The following is a 19,104-nucleotide window of genomic DNA, read 5'->3' on the forward strand; positions in this document are numbered from 1 at the left end:
ATAACATTACCAAAAAGTGTGGGGCTTTTAAGATGGAATGTTGTCAGACATCTTTGATTCATAAACACGGGCTTTATAAAATTAATAGGGGTGAATAATATGCAAGAACATTTAATTATTACATTAGATGGCAAAGATTATCTTGTGGAACCCGGCACAAATTTACTACAATTTATTAAATCACAAGATACGTTTGTACCTTCTATATGTTATAACGAATCGCTTGGTCCAATTGAAACTTGTGATACGTGTACAGTAGAAATAGACGGTGTGATGCAACGTGCTTGTAGTACGACGATAGATAGACCAATGATTGTAAATACACAAAATGATAATGTACAAACAAGTCAAAAAGAAGCATTAGATCGTATTTTAGAAAAACACATGCTTTATTGTACAGTATGTGATTATAACAATGGTGATTGTGAGATTCATAATACAATGGATCAGTGGGGTCTCGAACATCAAACATATGAATATAAGGAAAAACCATATGAAAAAGACTATGGACCTTTCTATCGTTACGACCCAGACCAATGTATTCTTTGTGGAAGATGTGTGGAAGTGTGTCAAGACGTCCAAGTCAATGAAACTTTAACGATTGATTGGGAACGTCAACAACCACGCGTGATTTGGGATAATGATACAACAATTAACGATTCATCATGTGTTGGTTGTGGTCAATGTGCAACTGTATGTCCTTGTAACGCTATGTTAGAAGTAAACATGGAAGGAAACGCAGGCTATATGACAGATTTAGAGCCAGGTTCACTTGCTGCGATGATTGACTTAACTAAAAAAGCAGAACCAGGCTATGGCCCACTATTTGCAGTATCTGATTCTGAAGCGGCGATGCGTGAAGAACGCATCGAAAAAACTAAGACTGTATGTACATATTGCGGTGTTGGTTGTTCCTTTGACGTATGGACAAAAGGAAGAGAAGTATTGAAAGTTCAACCTCAACACGAATCTCCAGCCAACAAAATTGCAACTTGTGTGAAAGGTAAGTTTGGTTGGGATTACATTGATTCAGAGGAAAGATTAACTAAACCATTAGTACGTAAAAATAATCAATTCGAAGAAGTAGAGTGGGATGAAGCATTACAAGTAATTTCTGAAAACTTTAACAAAGTAAAAGCTTCTCACGGATCTGATGGTCTAGCATTTATTTCTTCTTCAAAAGCAACTAATGAAGAATCATATTTAATGCAAAAGCTTGCGAGACAAGTAATTGGTACGAATAATGTCGATAACTGTTCTCGTTACTGTCAAGCACCTGCGACAAAGGGATTATTTAGAACTGTAGGTCATGGTGGTGATTCAGGTTCAATCAACGATCTTGAAATTGCTGATATGGTTGTTTTAATAGGCACAAATACTGCTGAAGCACATCCAGTCATTGCTTCTCGCATTAAGCGTGGACATAAATTATATAACAACACATTAAATGTTTTTGATATTCGTAAACATGAAATGGCAGAAAGAGCTGACAACTTCTATCAACCTAAACCTGGTACTGACTTAGTTTGGTTATCAGCGGTGACAAAATATATTATAGATAATGACTTGCATGATAAAGCATTTGTAGATGAATGGGTAAATGGCTTCGATGAATATCATAAGTCTTTAGCACCATTTACGATGGAATTTGCCGAAGATACAACAGGTATTTCAAAAGAAGCACTCATAGATTTTGCACATCAAATGGTTAATGCTGAAACAGTGTCAATTGCGTGGGCTATGGGTGTCACACAACAAGATATTGGTAGTGACACGTCTACAGCAATTTCTAACTTATTATTAGCAACAGGCAATTATAGAAAACCAGGTACTGGTGCATATCCGCTTCGTGGTCACAACAACGTACAAGGATGTAGTGACATGGGTAGCATGCCTGATCAATTCCCTGGTTACCAAAAAGTAGCAGACGATGAAATTCGTGCAAAATTTGAAAGAGAATATGGTGAAACATTACCGAGTGTTCCTGGTAAAGATAATCACCAAATGATGGAAGGTATTCACGCAGGTGAAATTGACGCATTGTATTTATATGGTGAAGATACAGGTATTGTTGATTCAAATATCAACTATGTACAAGCTGCACTAGAAAAAGTTGGTTTTTTAGTCGTACAAGATGAGTTTTTCACTTTCACTGCTTCATATGCAGATGTAGTTTTACCAGCATGTCCTTCACTAGAGAAAACAGGTACATTTACGAATACTGAACGCCGTATCCAACGTTTATATCAAGCCCTTGAACCTAAAGGCGAATCTAAACCAGATTGGGTCATTATTCAAGATGTAGCTAGAACACTAGGTTATGATTGGAATTACACGCACCCAAGTCAAATTATGGACGAAATTGCTAAACTGACACCATCATATTCGGGCGTGAACTATGACAGATTAGATGGTTACAATAGTTTACAATGGCCTGTGGCTGAAGATGGCACGGATCAACCAACATTGTATTTAGATGGATTTAACTTTGAAGATGGTAAAGCGAATTTCTATCCTTTAACTTTCGATAATTTCTTTAAAGTGAATGAAAAATATGATTTACATGTAAATAACGGTCGTTTATTAGAGCATTTCCATGAAGGAAACATGACTTATAAAGTACCAGGTCTTGCATATAAAGTCCCTCAACCATTCGTAGAAGTATCTCCAGAACTAGCACAAGAAAGAGATATTCATGAAGGGGCAGAAGTTAAGTTGATTTCAGATAGTGGTGAAGCTGAACTAATTGCACATGTCACTGATAGAGTAAAAGGCAAAGAAATTTATATTCCACTTAATAACAATGCAATGATAAATGGTGATCAAGGTGCGATTAACTTATTGACGAACAGTGATGTGGATAAAGATACAGACACACCTTCTTATAAGCGTACAAGTTGTCGTATGGAAGTTAAAACACGTAGAGGAAAATCACCATTAAACCCTACAAACTTCCGAGTAGATAAACAAAGACAACCACAATATAGCGTACGTGTTGAAGGCAAATGGAAACGTGATGATTACACTTTCCCAGGAAGTCAGGTGAATAAATAATGGCTGAGAGAATAACGAAAATTAAGCGCATGCAAAAGTCTGAAGAACAAATCAAACAAGAAAGTTTAGCAGAAGTAACAGATGCAATTGCAGCAAATAAAGATAGTATCATGAAAGCTATTAACATTATTAGCACGTTGGACGATGCTAAGATACTAGATGCAGTATCAGGTATGGTCAATAGTCGAGGTGTTATCGCTAATAAATTCGCAGTTGAATTAAACAAAGAACAATACACAGGATTGATTACAAATATGGCATCACTTGTTTTCCTTTTAGGTGATTTGAATGTCAATGACTTGAGCATTATGTTAAATAAAGTAAATAAAGGATTAAGTGTTGCAAATCAAGCTAGTCCAAACCAAAAAACATCTATCACTGGCTTAATGAGTGTACTGAGAGATGACGAAATGAATCGTAGTTTAACTTATATGTTAAATATGCTCAGAGGCATGTCTAGATCATAAAATGAAGTGTATATATTGATGAAAAAAGCCCTTATTGTGAATTTTTATTCACATGAGGGCTTTTTGCTATGATAAATGACATATTGAAAATTAAGTAAATATGATACAATTTCAATAAACAGAATGATTTACTTAGAATATGATTACAAGGAGTGGAGTCTTATCAATCCGAAATTAATTAAAATCATGGCTATTATTTCAAATGTATTTTTAGTCATTGGTATTATATTTTTAATCACTTTAAATATTGCGATGGCGATTACAATGTTTGTTGTTTCATTGGCAATTAGCTTAGTGATTTTCAACACATTGTTTAGAAATCGAAAAGGCATGCGTATTGCAATTAATGTTTCCTTTATAATTGTACTTATTGCGATTATTTTTGCCTATTTCACATTGACTCAATAAAATGCAATGCAGGGAGATTTTAAAATATGAACGAGCGTGTTAAGCAACGTATACCGTTGATATTATTAATATTAATTATTGTTATATTTGCTATTTTATTAATAATAAATGAAACATCTTTATTTGAAAAACAAAGAACACATACCTTTAATGAAGCGGTAGATAAGCAAGTAAGTTCAGACGCATTAAATATGAAAGAACAGGAAGGTAAATTCATTAAAGCTTCTACTGCAGATGTGAAAAAAGCAATGGAGGTTAATAGTGATCAAGATGATTTAAACCATATGGATATTTCTGAAAAGGTATCTATGTCTGAAGCTGAAATAAATAAAATTTTAAAAAATAAAGGTGTATTAAAAGGGAAAGGTAAAACTTTTCTAGAAGCACAAGATAAGTATGAGGTTAATGTTTTATATTTAGTGAGTCATGCCTTAGTTGAAACAGGTAATGGTAAATCGGAATTAGCTAAAGGCATTAAAGATAAAGGTGAAAGGTATTATAATTTTTTTGGTATAGGTGCATTTGATGAAAATGCTGTACATACTGGTAGTAGTTTTGCAAAGAAACAATCGTGGACATCACCTGAAAAAGCAATTATGGGTGGGGCCAAATTTGTAAGAAAAAATTACTTTGATAATAAACAAATCTCACTTTATCAAATGAGATGGAATCCTAAGACACCAGGTGAACATCAATATGCAAGCGATGTGGATTGGGATGATAATATCGCTTGGTTTATGAAACATTTTTATAAAAATTTAGGCATTAAAAAAGATGACATTAACAAAGATTATTACTTGTAGTTGGATTATAGAGTATTGCAATCGCAATTTTTATAAGCTTTATTTAAGTTTTGTTATGTTATGATACAAATGTGAATATAATATTAAAAGATTAGGGAAAGTTGGAGTGAATAAAGATGAAAATAGCCATCGTTGGTGCAGGTATAGGTGGTTTAACTGCAGCAGCTTTATTAATAGAGCAAGGTCATGATGTAAGTGTATTTGAAAAAGAGGATACAGTATCTGAATTAGGTGCTGGTATTGGCATTGGTGGTAATGTCATTGAGAAATTGAATGGTCATGATTTGGCAAAAGGACTTAAAAACATTGGACAAGTCATCGATATGATGGAAGTTCGAGATGATAAAGACAAACTATTATCAAAACTTAAGTTGAAAAAAAATACAGTTAATTTAACGATGTCACGTCAAAGTTTATTAGAAGTGATTAAATCATATGTACCGGATAGTGCAATTTTCACCAATCATAATGTGACAGGAATTGAAAATGGGGATTTGAAAGTAACCTTACAATTTTCCGAGCAAACTTCACAATCATTTGATTTATGTATCAGCGCTGATGGTATCCATTCAAACATAAGGCAAGCAATAGTGCCAAATAGTAAGCCAATTTATCAAGGATACGCAGTATTCAGAGGCTTAGTTGATGATATTGATTTAAAAGATAACAATGTTGCTAAAGAGTTTTGGTCTACAAAAGGTAGAGTGGGCATTGTACCATTATTAAATAACCAAGCTTATTGGTTTATTTCAATTTCTGCCAAAGCCCATGATTCTAAGGTTCATGCTTTTGCGAAGCCACATTTACAGGCAAGATTTAATCATTTTCCTAATGAAGTCAGACAAATATTAGATAAGCAAAGTGAAACAGATATATTATTACATGATATGTATGATTTAAACCCATTGAAATCGTTTGTTTATCAACGTGTTGTACTTCTAGGTGATGCTGCACATGCAATGACGCCAAACATGGGGCAAGGTGCTGGCCAAGCGATGGAAGATGCTATTGTTTTAGCGAATTGTATGCAATCATATGATTTTGATTTAGCCTTAGAACGCTATAATAAATTGCGTGTAAAACATACAAAAAAAATAGTGAAACGTTCTAGAAAAATAGGAAAAACTGCTCAAAGAACAAATAAATTCGTCGTGAAAGCGAGAAATAAAATTGCTAAAATTTTACCTGATCGATTACTTTCAAATCAGACAAAATTTATTTATAAGTCGAAAGCAAAGTAAAACATATACATTGGCCAAAGCCTCAACATCACAAAACGTGTAAATGTAATTCAGAAAAATTATATTTACACGCTTTTTAATATCAAAATGTACTATTATTAGATAACTTTTCTAAGGTAATAATCTATTTTGTTATTTTCAGTGATTCAATTATGTCAGCTAGAACGATCCGCTAACATAAAAATATTTTAAATTTTTATTGAATCATCAACTTTGCTAATAGAAAAAACACTTTCGTACTGTTCATTTTAAATGAATTCTACGAAAGTGTTTTTATTTTAATCCCATTGATATAGGGCAATTTATATTTGATTTAATAAAAATTGATGTTTAAACATGAGTTAAAAATAAGTGATGTCGCTGCATTGTTATTTTGTTAAATTATCAATGATTAATTAACGACAAATTTAGGTTCATCACCATTAAGTTTACTTATTGTGTCATTTGCTACAATTTTTGACATCATATCACGTGATTCAAACGTAGCATTACCAATGTGTGGCGTAATGACAACATTCTCTAATGATTTCAGTTCATCATTAATTTCAGGTTCAAATTCAAACACATCTAATGCTGCACCTTCGATGTCTTTATTTTTTAATGCTTCTACTAGAGAGGCTTCATTTACGATAGGGCCTCGAGCTGCATTAATAAGATAACTTGTTGGTTTCATTGACTTGAATTGTTCTGTGTCAAAGAGATGGTGTAAATCTGGATTATATGCAGCATTAATTGTAATGAAATCTGAGTGCTGTATGAGTGTGTCAAAATCAACATATTTAGCACCAATTTCACGTTCTTTATCAACTTTTTGATGAGGACCTGTGTATAGTACATTCATATCAAATGCTTTGGCACGTTTTGCCACTGCACTTCCAATTTCTCCTAAACCAATAATACCTATTGTTTTACCAGAAACTTCTCTACCACGGAAGAATAATGGTGCCCATCCGTCAAATCCAGTTGTACGACATAATTTATCGCCTTCAGGGATGCGTCTTGCAACTGCCAATACAAGTGCGAAAGTTAATTCGGCAGTAGAGTTTGTTGATGCTTTTGGTGTATTGGTTACATCAATTTGCTTTTGACGTGCATGTTTAATGTCTACATTATTGAAACCAGCACCATAGTTTGTGATGATTTTTAAGTTTGAGCCTGCATCAATCACATCTTTATCAACATTAGTAGATAGAAGACTGATTAAAGCGTCGGCATCTTTAACACCTTGAATCAATGTTTCTTTATCAATAATTCCTTTACCTTCATACATATCAACTTCATAACCTTGTTCTTTTAGCAAGTTATACCCTACTTCTGGTATTGGGCCTGCAATAAATACTTTTACCATATATAATCACTTCCTTTACTTAAAGTATAGTAAATTTCATATAAGTAAACAAACTTTTACATTGCTCTCAATTCAAACAAAGTAAATATCACTTGTGATTATCATTGTAGCGTTATATAAGCATTTTATTTTAGTAGATACTGTACTAAATTTAAAAGTTACGTTAACCAACGATTTTTAAACCAACAATTGCTAAAACAATGACAACAATAAAGAAAATACGCTTGATATTTTTAGATTCATTATAGATAAGCATGCCAGCTAGCGTGCCTCCACCTGTACCTATACCGCTCCATACTGCATAAGCCGTTCCCATAGGTATACCCATTGTCATTGCTAGTTTAAGTGTGCTAAAACTACAAATAAAGGCAACTGCTAAAAGCACTACGAACAGTTTCTTTTTAGTACGAGCAATTTCATTTAGAATAATGACACCAACAACTTCTAATAAACCTGCCATAAATAGTATCATCCATGCCATTATTGTTCAGCCTCCTCTGTAGTTAATTTAAGACCGATAATTCCTATAACAAGTAAGATAACTAATGCTATTTTCATAATGTTAAAATGATCACCGAAAATTATCATATCAACCAGTACTGTTCCAATAGCACCAATACCTACAAATACAGCATAAACAGTACCAACAGGTAATGACTTACAAGCTGAAATGACTAAATAGAAACTCAAAATTAAGATAATAATCGTACCGGTCCAACTCAAAAATGAGTCAGCAGAGTTTAACCCAGTAACCCATAATATTTCTATAATCCCTGCCAAGATAACTTTAAACCACTGCATTTGCTTTAACCTCCTTTTTACATGAAACGCTACTATTTTCTCAAACTTTTTATTAGGCTGCAATATGTAAGCGTTAATTCAATATAAAAGAGTCTGGTATATACAGTACTTTGACAAGTGAAAAGTCAATTTTTATTGAAATCATATAGAAATTGCCTTTTTAAATATGGTTTTAGTTATATTTAGCTCATTGAGTCGCTACTTTTCTTTTATTAAATACCATTAATATAAAGAAATAATGATTATAATAGGACAATTGTTTTAGGATTTACTCTAAAATGATTTATTGGTTTATAAAAAGGCGGTTGATTTTGTGAGAGTCACATCATTCAGCTACGATCATTAAGCAATTTTTCTATTTTACGACTAGAGAATGATATTATGTGTACATATATATAGTGATTTTTAACCTCTTGTTAGTATGATATCGCACCACAAGATGTTTAAATGCATCGAATACATTTTCAGGGATTGTTTTATCGATTTCATTCATTAATATGTCGTGGCATATCATTTGTGAGAAAATGACCTGAAGTTTCCATTGGTAGTGTTTGTAGAGTCAAGTTATAATCTTATACATATATCGCTCGTTAATTTAATAGTGGCTATTAAATGATACGTATAAATCTTATTTTTTGAATGACAAAATATAAGTTGTATCGATTTTGTTATGTACTAACGCCCGTGGGAATCCGTATGAGTGAGAGACGACAGGCTCGCACAATCCCCCTAGTCAACTACGCACAGTCAAAATCGTAAAATTTTAAATATAAAGAGGACCAATCCATATTAAGGATTGGTCCTCTTATTTTAAGAATGGGGATTTATGTCCCAGACGCTTATATAAGTTACTACTTGTTATTAAAAACAGATTGTTATTGACATTTTTAATATAAATAACTGTATTTATCATACGCATAAAATCATGAAATAAGTATAAGAACTTATGTTTTGTATGACTCCCAATCGTGATGACTTAATGACAATATTAGTTTAAGTGAATATAGTTATATGAACTAGCTTCACCAGCCGAAATTGTACGTTCACTTACTGAGAATGGTCCACCATTATAGTTCATTTCAGAAACATTAACCGAACCATCACTGTTTACATTTTCAACATATGCTACATGGCCCATGCTACCTTCACTAGATTGTAAGATAGAACCTGCTTCTGGAGAATTATTAACTGTATATCCTGCTGAAGATGCTGCAGATGCCCAATTATTTGCATTTCCCCATGTAGAGCCGATTTGACCACCTGTTTTATCAAATACATACCATGTACATTGTCCAGCAGTGTACAAGTTTGCACTTGATCCTGATGTAGCTTGAGTAGTGTTTTGGTTAGCTTGAGTAGATTGTTCAGCTGCGTTTGCTTCATTTCCGTGATCTAAACCTACAATTGCTGCGCCGATACCTGCTGTTAATGTTGTTGCTGTTACTATTTTTTTCATAATAAAAAAGTCCTCCCAAAATTTAATTCATCTATTATTTTAATAAAATTTATTTTTATAATTACTTCGTTAGTTTCAACGACAATTTATACAATAACAGAAGATTATCACTTTGTGTGGAATGTTACGTATTTGTAAAACAATTAAAAAGACCTCACATATTGTTGTAATAAACAACACGTGAGGTTACAAAAGCAAATATTGTTGTAATATAGTATAAATTGCACAAGTATAAGGTTTAACACGATTATCAACACATATACTAAATTTGTATATTACAGAAGGTGTAAAGAATCACAAAATTTTGATATAAATTATTTGAAAAATCTAATAGATAACGGAGGTAAATAATCTTCGCCATTATATGCTTTTACGGCTGCTACTATTGTAAAAATAAAATTTAAAATTGCGAAAATAGGAAATAAAATAAAGCCTATGAGAATAAACATCAAAATAGTTGAAACGGTTAGCCAGATAACATATGAAATTAGAAAATTAAAATAGTTTTTACCAGCTCTATCAACAAATGCAGAATCTTCACGCTTAATAAGCCAAATGACTAGTGGCGCTAAAAATGTAGTGAAAAAACTAAGTACATAAATTAATGTAGCCATCAATCTTGCATCACTATTAGGTTCTTGATTTAATACTTCACGATTTGCGTAATCTTCAGTCATTATTATTCCTCCTTTTAATTTACTATTACTATAACAAAACCCAAAATGAGTTGTACATTATTTGAAAAATTTTATAAAAAGCCTGTTTACAAAGTGGCGATATTGTTAAAATATAGAAATGCACTTAAGTACCTTTAAATTGAGAAAATTAGATAGGTTGTATACCAGTGTTTATCATTTTTCTTAATAGGTTATACATGAGAGTAATGTTTAATACGAAAAAATTCAATGTTTAAAGAAAGAAGGGTGTTTATGAAGTTAGCTATTGTAGGATCAGGTAATGGTGCTGTTACTGCAGCACTTGATATGGTTAATAAAGGACATGAAGTCAAGTTATATTGTAGAAATCAGTCTATAGATAAATTTGACAAAGCCATTGAACAAGGTGGATTTACATTTAATAATGAAGGTGAAGAAACCTTCGTAAAATTTACTGACATAAGTGATGATATGGAATACGTGCTTGAAGGTGCTGATGTTATACAAGTTGTGATACCATCATCATTTATTGAACATTATGCGCACACAATGGCGCCATTTATCAAAGCGAATCAGTTAATTTTCTTTAATATTGCTGCTGCAATGGGATCAATACGTTTTATGAATGTGTTAGAAGATATGCATATTGATGTAATGCCTAAGTTTGCAGAAGTAAATACATTAACTTATGGTACGCGTGTCGATTTTGAAGCAGCACGTGTCGATTTATCTTTAAATGTTAGAAAAGTACATTTTTCAACATATGATAAAGAAGAGTTAAGTGATAGCTTTGATACAATTGAGCAGTTATATCCTCATATTGTAAAAGAAGAAAGCTTATGGAAAACAAATTTAGAAAATGGTAATCCTGAAGTTCATCCAGGACCAACATTATTAAATGTAGGAAGAATAGATTATGCTGATGAATTTGCGTTGTATGAAGAGGGAATCACAAAACATACTGTGCGTTTATTACATGCAGTAGAGTTAGAGAGACTAACACTAGGGCGAAAATTAGGATTTGAGTTATCTTCTGCAAAAGAAGCTCGAATTGAACGTGGTTATCTAGAAAGACAAGATGAAGATGAACCACTCAATCGTTTGTTTAATACGAGTCCTGTATTTTCTCAAATTAAAGGACCTAATCATGTAAAAAATCGTTATTTAACAGAAGATATTGCATATGGTTTAGTGCTTTGGTCAAGTTTAGGAAGAGAAATTGATGTGCCAACACCTAACATTGATGCGATTATCATTATTGCATCAACAATTTTAGAACGTGACTTCTTTGAAGAAGGATTAACGATAGATGAGTTAGGAAAAGATAAGTTAGGATTGTACTAATTATAATATTCATTCATATAAATAAGGGGAAATGTGTATGAAAAGACAACCAACTTTTTTAGAATCTATTTCAACAATCATAGTGATGATTATTATTGTAATAACTGGTTTTGTTGTGTTTGATATTCCAATTCAAGCATTACTTATTCTTTCTTCAGCTTATGCTGCAATTATTGCGAGACGCGTAGGTTTAAAATGGAAAGATTTAGAAGAAGGGATTACTAATCGTTTAGCGACTGCTATGCCAGCGATATATATTATATTATCTGTAGGTATTATTGTGGGTACTTGGATGTATTCGGGAACAGTGCCTGCACTGATTTATTATGGCTTAGAATTTTTAAATCCTAATCTGTTTTTAGTATCCGCATTTATTATTTGTGCAATTACATCAGTTGCTACTGGTACTGCGTGGGGGTCAGCATCTACAGCAGGCATAGCGCTGATGGCGATAAGTGCACAATTAAATATTCCAGCTGGTATGGCAGCAGGTGCGATTATTGCAGGTGCAGTTTTTGGTGATAAGATGTCACCACTATCAGACACGACTAATTTAGCAGCACTAGTTACTAAGGTGAATATCTTCTCGCATATAAGAGCGATGATATGGACAACGGTTCCAGCGTCTATCATCGGATTAATTGTGTGGTATTTTGCCGGTTTACAATTTAAAGGTAATGCGAATACTTCACAAGTTAATGCGATGCTTAAGGAACTATCAACGATTTATAACATTAACTTTTTCGTATGGTTACCGTTAATCATTATTATTGTATGCTTGTTGTTTAAAATTTCAACAGTGCCATCGATGTTAATCTCTAGTGTCAGTGCGATTGTTATCGGTGCATTTAATAATGGTTTTAAAGTGACAGATGGCTTTAAAGCAACATTTGATGGTTTTAATAAAAGTATGGTACCAAATTTACATGGCTCATTATCCGAAAAAGCGATTAATTTAATAGAACAGGGCGGTATGATGAGTATGACAGAAATTGTAGTCACAATCTTTTGTGGCTATGCTTTTGCTGGTATTGTGGAAAAAGCAGGATGTTTAGATGTAATCTTGAAGAAAATATCTAGTAATATTAATTCTGTAGGGACTTTAATTCTTGCTACAGTTGTAGGTGGATTAATGATGGTGTTAGCTGCAGGCGTTGCTTCTGTAGTGATAATCATGGTTGGTGTATTAATGATGGATATGTATAATAAAATGGGCTTGGATCGTTCAAATCTATCTAGAACATTGGAAGATTCAGGTACAATGATTATACCATTGATACCTTGGGGAACATCTGGTATTTATTATACCCAACAATTAGGCGTTTCTGTCGATCAATTCTTTATTTGGGCAGTGCCGTGTTATTTATGTGTCTTTTTTGCAATATTTTATGGATTTAGTGGTATTGGCATCAAGAAAGCTAAAGTTAGCGAAGAATAAAAGTAACATAGTATCATTGTGATAATAAATTAAGAAAAAAGTAGTAATGTATTCAAGTTGCAAACTTGTTTATATTACTACTTTTTTAGATAGATTTAAGTGGAATTATTAATAATATGTTTATGAGATAGCTAATTCGGCTAAACAAAACTATGGATGAGGTGGTTCCGTATTGAATTTAGTAATTATTGTAGCGATATTACTTTATGTTATAGGAATACATCAATATTTCAATATAGGTAAAGATTTTAAATATCCTTCTATTATCTATTTTATAGTCGGTTTTATATTGTATATTGTAGCGATGGTACAGTATAAAGCCGATTTATGTTAACAATACACAAATGATATATGTATAGTTATACTTGCATAAACCATAATTTAAATGGTTTTAATTCTCTAAATTAAATTAATCTATGATGGTAGTCATGTTATTTTTACAATGATACAAGTGAGTATTATATTGCTAATTTTAGATATAAGCTGATGAATCATTGAAGATTTATCACTTTAAAAGTGTACATAAAAGATGACTAGAATTGATAAAAGTACCAAATGGTGACCTAAGTTCCAGTCATCTAAGATGATATGAAACATACTAAGATTGCTTCAAAACTAATCTTAGTATGTTTTTTTATATTTTAAAGCGTATGTGTTGATGATCGTTGATGTAGCTGGATTGTGATAAAATACAGGTTTCCAACTTAGTAATTATACACACTATATAAATTTCATATAACTTCTAAGTCCGTATCACTTTGCCAAATCGCTAATATTGGTATGTATTAGAAAAAACAATACTAATTAAATATATCTAGAATAATTGTAAGTGATATTATCCAGTTAAAATCTAAAAGTGAAATAAAAAAGCAGCAATTTCTATATCGTTTCAATAGAAATTGCTGCTTGATTATGTCTAGCTATTTTTATGTGCTAACATTTAGTGAATGTAGTTATAGCTTGAAGCTTGGCTAGCTGAAATTGTACGTGAAGTAACAACACCAGGACCTTGACCATAGTTCATTTCAGATACACGGATTGAACCGTCGCTGTTTACACTTTCAACATATGCTACGTGTCCCATAGCACCAGTTGAAGATTGTAAGATTGAACCTTGTGAAGGTGAATTGTTTACTGTGTAACCTGAAGCAGCTGCAGCGCTTGCCCAGTTGTTAGCGTTACCCCAAGTTGAACCGATTTTACCACCGACTTTATCAAATACATAATAAGTACATTGGCCAGAAGTATATAGGTTGTTAGAAGAACCTGAAGTGCTAGAAATAGAACTTGATGAACTTGATGGCGCGCTTGTTGTAGTTACTTTGATGTTACGGTCTGAAGTTGAATTTGAAGCAGCTCCACCGCCACCAGTTGTATTATTATTAGCTGTATATGATTGAGTAGCGTTACCATATGTAGAACCATAATTACTGCTTTGACCATTACTTGCATAGCCATTGTTATTTGAATGAGCTTGGTCTGCTTGGCTTGGATTCCAATTACCTTGCCAAGTGTAGTGGTAATTACCTTGTTGATCTATTGTATATGAATAGCTATAAGAAGTTGGGTCATTAGGGTTATAACCATTATTATTTTCAGCAGCATCTGCTTCGTTTTGTGCAAATGCGAAAGTAGCGATTCCTGCAGTAGCGATTGTAGCTGTAGCGATTTTTTTCATTGTAAAATATCCTCCTAATAATGATAAAGCATTTAATTTATTATCTCAGTCTCTAAATGACAATAGTTTAAAATATTTTTTTCGTTGTTTTTTAACGACAAGCAATACTTTATCAGATAATGGTCGGTTTGTGTGCAATGTTATCATTTTGTAATTTAACTCTAATAATTAATCGTTAGATGTAACAAATAACATTAGTTTTATATAGTTCTCAGCGCCCATTGTTATCACATTTTAATGATTTCATGTGTAATCTTGCACTCTAATTTATTACAAATCTGTAAAATAACAGAAAATTACAAATGCTAATAAATGCTAAAATTTAGTTATTTAAATAATATATTATTTTCTAAAGTTAGAGATTATTTATTTTTTGAAAGAATTGAGAGTAATTTATACAAATACGGCTGTAATGTTCATGAGCAATGCTATTGACAGTTTATTTGAAAGGTTTTAAGATAATGAGTATAAAAAATATACTTGTTAAGCGAGGTGAATTAATGAAAATTGAGATTGGCTTAACATCATTTGCTGATAATAGTGAAATTTTCACCGATAAAGGTAAAACATCTGCAATTAGCAATGCTCAGAGAATAAGAAATATCATAGAAGAGATTGAAATTGCAGATGACTATGGTCTTGATGTTTATGGGTTAGGAGAGCATCATCGACCTGATTATGCCGTTTCTGATCCTGTTACAGTCTTAGCTGCAGCGTCTAGAAATACAAAGCAAATTAAATTGAGTAGTGCTGTAACTGTGCTATCCTCAGATGATCCTGTAAGAGTTTATGAAAGGTTCTCAACATTAAATGCAATTTCAAATGGTCGTGCCGAAATAATGGTAGGAAGAGGTTCATTTATAGAATCATTTCCACTATTTGGGTATAACTTAAATGATTATGAACAATTATTTAATGAAAAGATTGAATTATTAATGCAAATTAATCAAAATGAAATTGTAAATTGGACCGGTCAACTGAGACCCAATATACAAAATTTAGGTGTCTATCCTAGAGTTGAGCATGGTATTTTACCTATTTCTATAGCTACAGGTGGAACACCTGAATCTTCATTGAAAGCAGGAGCATTAGGATTACCCATCACTTATGCTATAATTGGCGGTGACCCCAAAAGATTCCGCAGAAATATTGATATGTATAAATCGATAGCCGAATCCTATGGTCATGATGTGAAAGAATTACCGATTGCTACGCATTCTTGGGGGTATATTGCTGAAACGGATGAACAAGCTTTTCGTGAATTTTTCCCTTCAGTAAAAGCAAGCCATGATGTATTAGCTAAGGAACGTGGCTGGCCACTATATGATGAAAATAGTTTCATTCGTGAAGCAGGCCCGAATGGTGCATTATATGTTGGAAGTCCGGAAACTGTGGCTAATAAAATTATTGAAACTGTTGAAACACTAGGTTTATCTCGCTTTATGTTGCATACACCTGTAGGTTCAATGCCACATGAGCATACAATAAACACCATTAAATTATTGGGTGAGCGGGTAAAACCTATTGTAGATAAATATTTTGAAAACAAATAGAAGGAGAGTAAAAATGATATTACGTTATTTAACAAATTTAAAATTAGCAAAAGAATTATATGGTGCAGCGAAACCTAAATTAAAAGGTGACAAATCTATGAAAGATACTTTTACTGAAGTATTTAATTTACCTGCAAATGCAGTACCTTTAGCTGGTGCTTTAGAATCATTAAGTGCAGTATTTTTCGTGCTAAGCTTTGCAAGTAAAAGATTATCACGTATTGCTTCGTTAATGACGATTACTGTGCTAGGTGTAGCAGCGTATAAACACTTTGAAGCTGGACATGGTAAAGCAGGTGCAAAACATGCACTTGATTTAACAGGATTAGCAGCGCTTAGCTTATTAGATACGTTAGATTGTAAAAAGAAATAATTATTTATTAAGGTATCGTCTAGATATCAATATGATAAAGTGTTTCTTTTTAAATAAAGAATAATAAGAAATGAAAATTAACACAACTTGGGACTTTAATAAATGTCTCAAGTTGTTTTTTTATACAGATTTTTTATGAGGAAATTACTTGTAAATAGTGATAATTGAAACATTTCGTTTTAAAAACGACATTACACTTTGAAAATGATAATTTGATATTTATGTGTTTATAATGAGAGAGTGCTACAACATAGCTCCATGACATTAGGCAGTTTGTTTGGTTAATATAGTTGTTTGGTTGACGTATATAACAATGCTTATTATTAGATATGCCGAAGTATTTTTAGTTGGTTTTAGTGATCTTCAATTTATTAAATTAAAAGCAAATGCTAATAATTTTAAAAATTTATATAAGCTATTAGTGAATTTTTAGTAACAAAAAGGATATATGTAGCACTAAATTTTAATAATAAAAAGTGATATTAAAAAAATAGTAGTAAAACCTAATATTTTTCATAGTAAGCCATATTGAATTCAATAGCATAAATAGGATAAAATTATATTACATAAAGACAGGCACACATTGAAATATATTAACAACATGAAAAAACATAAGGAGTGGTTTTATGGAAAAATTAAAAGAATTAAGTGAACTAAACGAATTAATAACTTTGTATCAAAAAGGGAAACAGTTTTTCAAAGAAACTAAGAAATATCACAAATTAAATTATGAAGAAATATTTATTTTGAATTATATACATGAGTGTCAATCTTATGAGGTTACCGCAAAAGAAATTGCGCAATATTCAGAGTTAAAACCGTACTACTTAACGAAAGCTTTGCAAAAATTAATTAAAATGGGTTATTTGAGTAAAAAGAGAAGTGATATTGACGAACGTACAGTTGTTGTATATATAAATGAAACACAACGTCAGAAAATTGAACATATGATAAAAACATTACAAGACTACTTAAAGTAACTCACTTTTGAAAATGAGTCGTGTTACATATATAAAAAAACGAATATTCTGAAAAGTGTAATTTTATTTTATTAATTATATATTGAACCAAAATATTATTTGAGTAAAACATTAAATGTGATATACTAATATTTGTTAAATGAAAGCGCATACAAATATTAGAAGGGTGTTTTTATGAATTTACTTTTAGGGGTTATATTTTTAGGTATTGTTTTATGTTTGTTTACACTTTTTACAAGTAAGGCACCAAATGGTGGAAAAGCAATGGGAGCGCTAGCAAATGCTGCAATTGCTTCTTTTTTAGTCGAAGCCTTTCATAAATATGTAGGTGGAGATTTAATGGGAATTCCATTTTTAGGCCAGTTAGGTGAAGCGGCAGGTGGCTTAGGCGGGGTTGCTGCTGCTGGTTTAGTTGCTTTAGCAATGGGCGTTTCTCCTGTATATGCATTTGTTATTGCCGTTGCATGCGGTAACATGGATTTACTACCAGGTTTTGTCGCAGGTTACATAGCCAGTTTTGGTATGAAATGGATAGAACAAAAATTTCCCGATGGTTTGGATTTAATAGGTTCAATTATTATCATTGCACCTATCACACGAATTATTGCAATTGGTGTAGCACCTGTTGTAGATGCGACATTATTGCAAATAGGTAATATCATTAAAGATTCGACAACTTCAAGCCCAGTACTAATGGGGATAGTGCTAGGGGGGATTATAACAGTTGTAGCAACTGCACCTTTAAGCTCAATGGCATTAACTGCGTTATTAGGACTTACAGGAACACCAATGGCAATTGGTGCATTGGCAGTTTTTGGATCATCGTTTATGAATTTTGTTTTGTTTAAACGAATGAAGTTCGGTGATCGTAAAACAACGATTTCTGTGGCTATTGAGCCGTTATCACAAGCAGATATCGTTACTGCCAATCCAATTCCTGTTTATGCTACAAATTTTGTAGGTGGCGTTGTATCGGGCGTTATTATTGCTATGTTTGGGCTCGTTAATGAAGCAACAGGCACTGCAACGCCAATTGCAGGCTTAATGGTGATGTTTGGCTTTAATAATGCATTGACTGTGATTATCGTTGCATTATTATGTGCAATAGGAAGTGCTGTTTGTGGTTACTTAGGATCTATTGTGTTCAAAAATTATCCTATTATAACTAAAGATGAATTACAAAATGGTAGAATGCCTAAAAAGGTTAAGAATTATTATAAAAGAAAAAGACAGTATGCCGAAAGTTTAGCAATGTAGCTATTAAAGACAATGTTATAGGAATAAATGAAAACTTAAAAAGACTGGAACGTCCATATCAATATCAAGGCCCGTAACTACATTTTGAAATAATGTAGTTACGGGCCTTTTTGATACTCATATTTTATATTGAGTGCTGATTTTTTGTCACTGTGAGATTGAAAAGAAAACGCATCATAAATGTTCAGTACATACGACTAACTATTATATTAACTGTAAAAAATAAGTCGTTTTGTATACATGTGTT

18 protein-coding genes are annotated in these 19,104 nt (G+C 32.3%); 12 read left to right on the plus strand and 6 right to left on the minus strand.

All coding sequences use genetic code 11. The features are described from left to right. The first annotated feature begins 99 nt into the window (after window positions 1–99). The 5 genes from fdhF to KA883_RS12010 all read left to right on the plus strand — a co-directional run bounded on the left by fdhF (window position 100) and on the right by KA883_RS12010 (window position 5,973). Window positions 100–3,054: a formate dehydrogenase subunit alpha gene (gene fdhF / locus KA883_RS11990; RefSeq protein ID WP_046208479.1), complete on the plus strand. Its 2,955-nt coding sequence runs from the start codon at window positions 100–102 to the stop codon at window positions 3,052–3,054. Then, window positions 3,054–3,521: a helical membrane plugin domain-containing protein gene (locus KA883_RS11995; protein ID WP_019468329.1), complete on the plus strand. Its 468-nt coding sequence runs from the start codon at window positions 3,054–3,056 to the stop codon at window positions 3,519–3,521. The genes fdhF and KA883_RS11995 overlap by 1 nt, the downstream gene beginning before the upstream one ends. Before the next feature lie 123 nt (window positions 3,522–3,644). After that, the gene (locus tag KA883_RS12000; protein WP_071560236.1) at window positions 3,645–3,929 is read left to right on the plus strand and encodes a hypothetical protein; all 285 of its coding nucleotides are present in this window, start codon (window positions 3,645–3,647) and stop codon (window positions 3,927–3,929) included. A gap of 26 nt (window positions 3,930–3,955) precedes the next feature. Then, window positions 3,956–4,732: an N-acetylglucosaminidase gene (locus KA883_RS12005; RefSeq protein WP_046208478.1), complete on the plus strand. Its 777-nt coding sequence runs from the start codon at window positions 3,956–3,958 to the stop codon at window positions 4,730–4,732. 116 nt (window positions 4,733–4,848) lie between these two features. Next, entirely contained in the window at window positions 4,849–5,973 is a 1,125-nt protein-coding gene (locus KA883_RS12010) for an FAD-dependent monooxygenase (protein ID WP_046208477.1), read from the plus strand. 391 nt (window positions 5,974–6,364) lie between these two features. Here KA883_RS12010 and KA883_RS12015 read toward each other — a convergent pair whose 3' ends face one another. From KA883_RS12015 to KA883_RS12035, 5 genes are all read right to left on the minus strand, one after another. Further along, window positions 6,365–7,321 (minus strand): 2-hydroxyacid dehydrogenase family protein, encoded by a 957-nt coding sequence (locus tag KA883_RS12015; RefSeq protein WP_046208476.1) that lies wholly within the window; start codon window positions 7,319–7,321, stop codon window positions 6,365–6,367. A 163-nt stretch (window positions 7,322–7,484) separates the two neighbouring features. Beyond that, a complete protein-coding gene (locus KA883_RS12020) occupies window positions 7,485–7,802 on the minus strand; it encodes a DMT family transporter (protein WP_046208475.1) in 318 nt (105 codons plus the stop codon). Then, window positions 7,802–8,122, minus strand: coding sequence for a DMT family transporter (locus KA883_RS12025; protein ID WP_046208474.1), 321 nt, complete (start codon window positions 8,120–8,122; stop codon window positions 7,802–7,804). Before KA883_RS12025 ends, KA883_RS12020 begins: the two co-directional genes overlap by 1 nt. 988 nt (window positions 8,123–9,110) lie before the next feature. Further along, entirely contained in the window at window positions 9,111–9,578 is a 468-nt protein-coding gene (locus KA883_RS12030; protein WP_046208473.1) for a CHAP domain-containing protein, read from the minus strand. A gap of 314 nt (window positions 9,579–9,892) precedes the next feature. Beyond that, a complete protein-coding gene (locus KA883_RS12035; RefSeq protein WP_046208472.1) occupies window positions 9,893–10,255 on the minus strand; it encodes a DUF4870 domain-containing protein in 363 nt (120 codons plus the stop codon). A gap of 252 nt (window positions 10,256–10,507) precedes the next feature. On the opposite strand from KA883_RS12035, the gene KA883_RS12040 reads away from it, so the two are divergent. From KA883_RS12040 to KA883_RS12050, 3 genes are all read left to right on the plus strand, one after another. Continuing rightward, the gene (locus tag KA883_RS12040) at window positions 10,508–11,578 is read left to right on the plus strand and encodes an NAD/NADP-dependent octopine/nopaline dehydrogenase family protein (protein WP_046208471.1); all 1,071 of its coding nucleotides are present in this window, start codon (window positions 10,508–10,510) and stop codon (window positions 11,576–11,578) included. 37 nt (window positions 11,579–11,615) lie between these two features. Continuing rightward, complete coding sequence (nhaC, locus tag KA883_RS12045) at window positions 11,616–13,016, plus strand: Na+/H+ antiporter NhaC (protein WP_046208470.1); 1,401 nt, start codon at window positions 11,616–11,618, stop codon at window positions 13,014–13,016. A 172-nt stretch (window positions 13,017–13,188) separates the two neighbouring features. Next, complete coding sequence (locus tag KA883_RS12050; RefSeq protein ID WP_155390677.1) at window positions 13,189–13,350, plus strand: hypothetical protein; 162 nt, start codon at window positions 13,189–13,191, stop codon at window positions 13,348–13,350. Window positions 13,351–13,956: 606 nt separating this feature from the next. On the opposite strand, the gene KA883_RS12055 is transcribed toward KA883_RS12050, so the two are convergent. Beyond that, complete coding sequence (locus KA883_RS12055; RefSeq protein ID WP_046208469.1) at window positions 13,957–14,694, minus strand: CHAP domain-containing protein; 738 nt, start codon at window positions 14,692–14,694, stop codon at window positions 13,957–13,959. Between the two features lie 500 nt (window positions 14,695–15,194). Between KA883_RS12055 and KA883_RS12060 the strand changes: the two genes are divergently transcribed. From KA883_RS12060 to KA883_RS12075, 4 genes are all read left to right on the plus strand, one after another. Beyond that, window positions 15,195–16,247, plus strand: coding sequence for an LLM class flavin-dependent oxidoreductase (locus tag KA883_RS12060; protein ID WP_046208726.1), 1,053 nt, complete (start codon window positions 15,195–15,197; stop codon window positions 16,245–16,247). 13 nt (window positions 16,248–16,260) lie between these two features. Then, window positions 16,261–16,620: a DoxX family protein gene (locus KA883_RS12065; RefSeq protein WP_046208468.1), complete on the plus strand. Its 360-nt coding sequence runs from the start codon at window positions 16,261–16,263 to the stop codon at window positions 16,618–16,620. A gap of 626 nt (window positions 16,621–17,246) precedes the next feature. Continuing rightward, window positions 17,247–17,600, plus strand: coding sequence for a transcriptional regulator, SarA/Rot family (locus KA883_RS12070; RefSeq protein ID WP_046208467.1), 354 nt, complete (start codon window positions 17,247–17,249; stop codon window positions 17,598–17,600). 174 nt (window positions 17,601–17,774) lie between these two features. Continuing rightward, window positions 17,775–18,857, plus strand: coding sequence for a PTS sugar transporter subunit IIC (locus KA883_RS12075; protein ID WP_210140000.1), 1,083 nt, complete (start codon window positions 17,775–17,777; stop codon window positions 18,855–18,857). The last annotated feature ends 247 nt before the right edge of the window (window positions 18,858–19,104 follow it).

It is taken from the genome of Staphylococcus sp. GDY8P54P (assembly GCF_017892645.1).
Taxonomy (GTDB): domain Bacteria; phylum Bacillota; class Bacilli; order Staphylococcales; family Staphylococcaceae; genus Staphylococcus; species Staphylococcus ureilyticus.